Genomic DNA, 4956 nt, shown 5'->3' on the forward strand with positions numbered 1-4956 from the left:
TCCTCACTCCGGCTCAAAAACAGACGGCACTACGCGCTATTTGCGGGAAATAACATTGAGGCACCGGTCAACGAGCCTTTTCGTTTGCGGATATCCGCCAGTTGATCGGCCAGCAGGCCCATGATTCGCTGGGCGTCGGCGGCAGCGTCCTCACGGGTCTCACCTGCCAACGTGATGTCCGCGGAGACCGGTTTCGGATTCTGTGGGACCGTCTTGCCCTCCAGGGCGTCGAGTGCTCGGTCCAACTCCCGGGCGCTCATCTGACTGAGGGCGGTTTGCCGCCCAGTTCGCGGGTCGGTCAGCAGCGTATCAGGAGTGAGCGGGGTGGCGATCGCGTCGGGTAACCCGGCGATCCTGTACAGGAGACTGGGATCCAGACCCAAAAAAACCGAAACGTTTCGGTTTTTTTCGGCGAACCGGGCGACCCGCATGTAGTTCTGCGCAGTATCGGCGGAGTAATGCACGTGGCCCTTGAGCCAGCGCTGCCAAGCGGTCTTGTCCGGGGTCTTGTCGAGCGCCTCTTTGGCGGCGATCAGTTCGGCGCCAATCCCAGCCACAATCCGCCCCATTTCTTCCCGCGCCTTCCGCTCCTCTTTTTGCAGTTCCAAGATCCGCTGGGTATGCCGCAGGATCTCGGGTTCGGTCAATACATCTATCGATTTCGATTTACTCATTACTTCGTCCTTTCTTGCTCTGTATATGACGCGAGGATTTCGCGCCAGGAATCGTCCAGGTGCTTGAACTGGTTGGCAGTGATCCAGACCTGCCCCCGCGCCCCCTCGACATTGGAATAACGGGATGACGGGGTCTGGCTGACAGGGCGGACTATGTCATCCTCTCGATCGACGCCCGCTTGGCCTCGTAGGCTTTACCCATGCCGATGCTGATTGCCTCGTCGCACAGGGCCAACGCCTGCTCGAACTCCCCACCGTCAATCGCCTGGGCAATTCCCCGCTCGAATAGCCGGATCGACAGGCGATACTCCCGGAAGGCAGACGGCATCTCACTTGGCTACCAGCCAAACCTGATCGCCCGGGATATGGCGCTGGGTAAGGGAGTGTCGCTGACCCGGAGCGCGGAGTCAGAAATCAGCGGTCAGACGGCAAGTGCTGAACCGGAACCGGTAGTAGTGGTAGCCGATCCAGTCGTGGTGGAGTCGCCTTCCCTGCCGCCGGTCATGGCGGTGCCTGAACCGGTGGCGGTGGTGGTGCCCGTAGAGCCGGTGGTGGTGATGGAACCGGTTGTGGTGGAGACGGCGGTTCCCCTGCCCGACCCGGTTCCCGTCGCGGCGCCTGAGCAGGAGCCGGTACCGGTGACGCCGCCAGTGGTTGTGGTGGAGCCTGTACTGGCGGCCGAACCGGCATCCCATCATCCGGAAACCCCTCACCCTGGCCCTCTCCCTCAAGGGGCGAGGGAGGCGGAGACGCTGGCGACCCCGGTTGCGGCAGAACCAGTGGCGCCCGAGCCGGCTATTGCGCCGGAGGTCCAGGAGCAAGCGCCGGGAGTGATGCAACCAGAGACCGTTACGGTACCGGTGTCAGCGGTTGAGACGCCATTGGCCGAGATGGCTGACGGCACGGCAACACAACCCATGCAACCTGTTGCGCAACCGAGTCAATATTGAATAATTATAGATGTATGGCGCAGGAAAATCACCGCTTCTTCTCACTCTTCTGCTGGGCGCGGTCCTCTTCGTTGAAGGAAATGGCTGGAGCACGATTGGCTCTGTAATCTGAAATGGCTTCGTATTGGGCCGCATACCCTCTTATAAAGGTATTACCTCTTTTCCCATACTCCATAACATCACATCCAGCCCTTATCCTGCCAATACTTATACTCGTAGGGCCAGTGATCCTTGTGGAAGGCAATGAGGTTGCGGAAACGTGTCCGCTGGGACTCAATCGCTTGGGTCTGATCCGGCCATGACTGTTTCGCCGAGATCGCTTCAACCATAGAGGCGCCCAACTTCCGAGCTGAAGCAAAATCGGTATCTTTGAGGGGAACACGGGCATCCACGCTGCCCACGAACTGTGCGCCTACCGTTACGGCATAACACGCCTGGCAGAATCCGATCCGAACCTTGCCCAGATCGACGAATTCGACTTGGGCCCCTTTGGTTTTGGCTTCAGCCAGTAGCGCGTCAAGCAAGGCCCGGGTTTGGCTTTTGGCGCCCCTGGGGCTCCCACATATTCCGAGTATTTTCATCGACTATCTCCTTTTACCAATTTCGAATGAACCAATTAATAATTTGAACAGCCGCCTACGGTACTCCGGCGCCCATGAAAGGTGCGAAGGGCGCAAAGAAAATATGTTCACCACCCGCTGCGCTCGAGACATGGAGACACCGAGAGGATGAACAAAAGAGTTTGAACAGAAGCACGCAAAGATCGCGAAGAAGATGCAAATGTGGCGTTATTTGTATGCGGCGGGTACACCGCATAAAAAAAACGCAACACCTTCCTAGAGTAATTCCTCGAGTTTCAATCAGCAATCCTTATCTGAGGAAAACAAGGAGCCTTCAACGGACACTCCGTGAAGACGCTCGGGAATCGAGTATCTTTGAAGGCGCAACCATTCCTGCTGCCGTGGTCCTTCATGAACCCTCCTCCATGCGGCGGCGGATGGCGTTCTCAAAAAAGTCGGCAAGCGGAAAATAGTCCTGGGCGTACCCCTTCTGCACACTCGCCAGATAGTCATCACTTTCCTTCCTTGATTTCCTGCCAGCAAACCGGAATTCAGGCAATGGGTATCCGGCCTGGACCGCCATCAGGGCAGCCACCCAGCGCGCCAAACGTCCGTTTCCATCCCTGAAGGGGTGGATCAACAGTAATTCCGCGTGCACCATGGCAATCCGGGTGGCCACTTCGGGAAGCGGCGCAGGCCGGCATGGGGTGTATTCAGCGAGAAGGCCGGATTCAAAACCCGCCATGTGACGGGGGACAAGATAGGCTGGCGGCCATCTGAAACCACCTTTGGCTAATTCAACATTCCTGTAATGCCCAGCCCATGGATAAATGCCTCCCAGCCAGTCCTTATGCAAAGAACAGATCATTCCGGCGGTTACACGTGTTTCTGCCCCTACCGAATCCAGTGATCGGGCCTGCATCGCAATTTGAGTGATGGAGGAATGAATATGGGCGCACCAATTTTTATAGACAGCATGGTACTGACCTTGGGGCGGTTCCTGCGGAATCGGGGACAGGAGAGGAATGTTCCAGTGGAGCGGGTTGAAATGAGTGCGAGTTACCGGGAGGAAGAGGCCCCCACCCTCATCACGCTCAGTAGTGGGCAGATGCTTTTGCCGGGTATTGGGGTGACTCATCGGTTTATGCAGTGAGAGGGGTTTGCTTTATGTGGAATCGGACGTAGCGGACATATGGGACGGATCGATGGAAGGAGGATGGACCAGTGGGACGAATGGGGCGGAATTGATGCGCGACGACAAACGGGATCAGGAGACCGCCGCCCAAGTCCGGACAGAATTGATCCGTCAAATCAGGAACATACCATGAACAAAGCAGATGTTTTACCAAACATGCAACCACAATACCGGCATATGTTTGGTAAACTTGACAGGAGTTACCAAACATGGCATCTTTTTACCAATGTATGTTTGGTAAGAGGACTATATGGCCATCAAGGAATTACTAGCCGAGGAACTGGAGAACTCGCTCCGGATGGAGCGCGACTACCTCCGTAAAGTGGCGGATCTGCCACACGGCAGTCTGGTTATCAAAATCATTAGCGGCCGCCCCTATTATTACCTCGCCTCCCGGGAGGAAGGTCGTGTCCGGTTCAAGTACCAGGGGCGCGATATGAGTGAATCGGACGTGGCCAAATACAAGGCCGCCAAAGAATACCGCGTCAAATACCGGAAGTTGTTGAAAGACGTCCGGATGCAAATCAAATTCATGCGAAAGGCCCTTCGTGCAAAACAAGCAGTCTGAGCTTTGCGGACAGGTGCTGGAGAAGCTTCATGGGGCCGGAGTCCTACGCCATCTGGTATTGATCGGAAGTTGGTGCCTTATTCCGTACCGCGATTATTTCCTTGATTTTGACGTCCGATGACCCAAGGCCCTCGGGACGCTCATCCTGAATCAGCGAATGTATTAGTCCGGCGTCACGAATTGGACAATATAGCGGTCAAAGTTTGGCAGAAATGATGATCGTCCCAAGAGACGTCTCGAGCGCCTTGGAGAAACGCATGACCAGGTCAAAGGTGACGTTCTGTTCGCCGCGCTCAACGGTGCCAACGTAATTGCGATGGCATTCAATACGCTCTGCCAATTTCTCCTGGGACAGGCCGATGGCACGGCGGCGATCACGGATGGCCCCGGAGATCAGGGATGTCGTGTGCTGGCGATTCGCGGGAATGTCGTTTCGGGACATTGCGGTATTGCGCGGATCCGCGAGCGCGAAACCGCCTTCACGATGTTACGGGGTGTCATGGCGGCCGCCTTTGGGGTGAAGTTGAAGCATAAAGCGGCGGAGAGACCGGCCCTTTGAAGCGACTTGGGTCCATAGGGTGTCAATAGAGAGACCGAAGGCCGCGTAGCTCTGGCGCGGCACCTGGCCTTTTGAAGCAGGTGCCGTGACGGAGGCGTAGCGGGTGAGAAGAGAGTCAATAGAGAGATCGAAGAACAATCTCCGAAGGCATAATCTCCAAAGAAAACGTGGTCCCACTTGTTGGATTGCTCCTTTCCACACGTGGGGAAGGCCGCCGCCTTGTCAAACGCCTAAGGAATTCCGCTTATAACTTGAAGGGCTTTCTCTGAAGAAGCGCCCCGTCAGTGGTCAGGAAAAACGGCAGCTGATTGGCCAGTAAATGCTCTAAAAAAACTGTGGGCGGGGTTACCCTAAGTACAAGTCGCCAGTTCAATTATTATTTCATAATTCTTCAAAGTGATCTTTCGCACTTTTTCAGCCTCATTTTCAGCAGCTCAGGCTGCATAAGCA

8 protein-coding genes are annotated in these 4956 nt (G+C 55.9%); 4 read left to right on the top strand and 4 right to left on the bottom strand.

Features of this window, described 5'->3' with window-relative positions; translation table 11 throughout:
• Positions 1-29: 29 nt before the first annotated feature.
• Positions 30-674, bottom strand: a complete 645-nt coding sequence (locus tag WCI03_14945; protein MEI8141148.1) for a hypothetical protein — start codon at positions 672-674, stop codon at positions 30-32.
• A 200-nt stretch (positions 675-874) separates the two neighbouring features.
• On the opposite strand from WCI03_14945, the gene WCI03_14950 reads away from it, so the two are divergent.
• The gene (locus WCI03_14950; GenBank protein MEI8141149.1) at positions 875-1624 is read left to right on the top strand and encodes a hypothetical protein; all 750 of its coding nucleotides are present in this window, start codon (positions 875-877) and stop codon (positions 1622-1624) included.
• A 179-nt stretch (positions 1625-1803) separates the two neighbouring features.
• Here WCI03_14950 and WCI03_14955 read toward each other — a convergent pair whose 3' ends face one another.
• Positions 1804-2205, bottom strand: a complete 402-nt coding sequence (locus WCI03_14955) for an NAD(P)H-dependent oxidoreductase (protein MEI8141150.1) — start codon at positions 2203-2205, stop codon at positions 1804-1806.
• Between the two features lie 388 nt (positions 2206-2593).
• Complete coding sequence (locus WCI03_14960) at positions 2594-3106, bottom strand: Fic family protein (GenBank protein MEI8141151.1); 513 nt, start codon at positions 3104-3106, stop codon at positions 2594-2596.
• Positions 3107-3133: 27 nt separating this feature from the next.
• Here WCI03_14960 and WCI03_14965 point away from each other — a divergent pair, with 27 nt between their 5' ends.
• The 3 genes from WCI03_14965 (at position 3134) to WCI03_14975 (ending at position 3947) form a co-directional block, all read left to right on the top strand.
• Positions 3134-3337, top strand: coding sequence for a hypothetical protein (locus tag WCI03_14965; protein ID MEI8141152.1), 204 nt, complete (start codon positions 3134-3136; stop codon positions 3335-3337).
• A gap of 16 nt (positions 3338-3353) precedes the next feature.
• The gene (locus WCI03_14970; protein MEI8141153.1) at positions 3354-3512 is read left to right on the top strand and encodes a hypothetical protein; all 159 of its coding nucleotides are present in this window, start codon (positions 3354-3356) and stop codon (positions 3510-3512) included.
• Between the two features lie 117 nt (positions 3513-3629).
• Positions 3630-3947 carry a hypothetical protein gene (locus WCI03_14975; protein ID MEI8141154.1) on the top strand — a complete coding sequence of 106 codons (318 nt, stop codon included), beginning with the start codon at positions 3630-3632 and terminating at the stop codon, positions 3945-3947.
• 196 nt (positions 3948-4143) lie between these two features.
• On the opposite strand, the gene WCI03_14980 is transcribed toward WCI03_14975, so the two are convergent.
• Positions 4144-4389 (bottom strand): helix-turn-helix transcriptional regulator, encoded by a 246-nt coding sequence (locus WCI03_14980; protein ID MEI8141155.1) that lies wholly within the window; start codon positions 4387-4389, stop codon positions 4144-4146.
• Positions 4390-4956: the final 567 nt, after the last annotated feature.

The sequence above is a fragment of the bacterium genome (assembly GCA_037143175.1).
Lineage (GTDB): Bacteria > Verrucomicrobiota > Kiritimatiellia > CAIKKV01 > CAITUY01 > JAABPW01.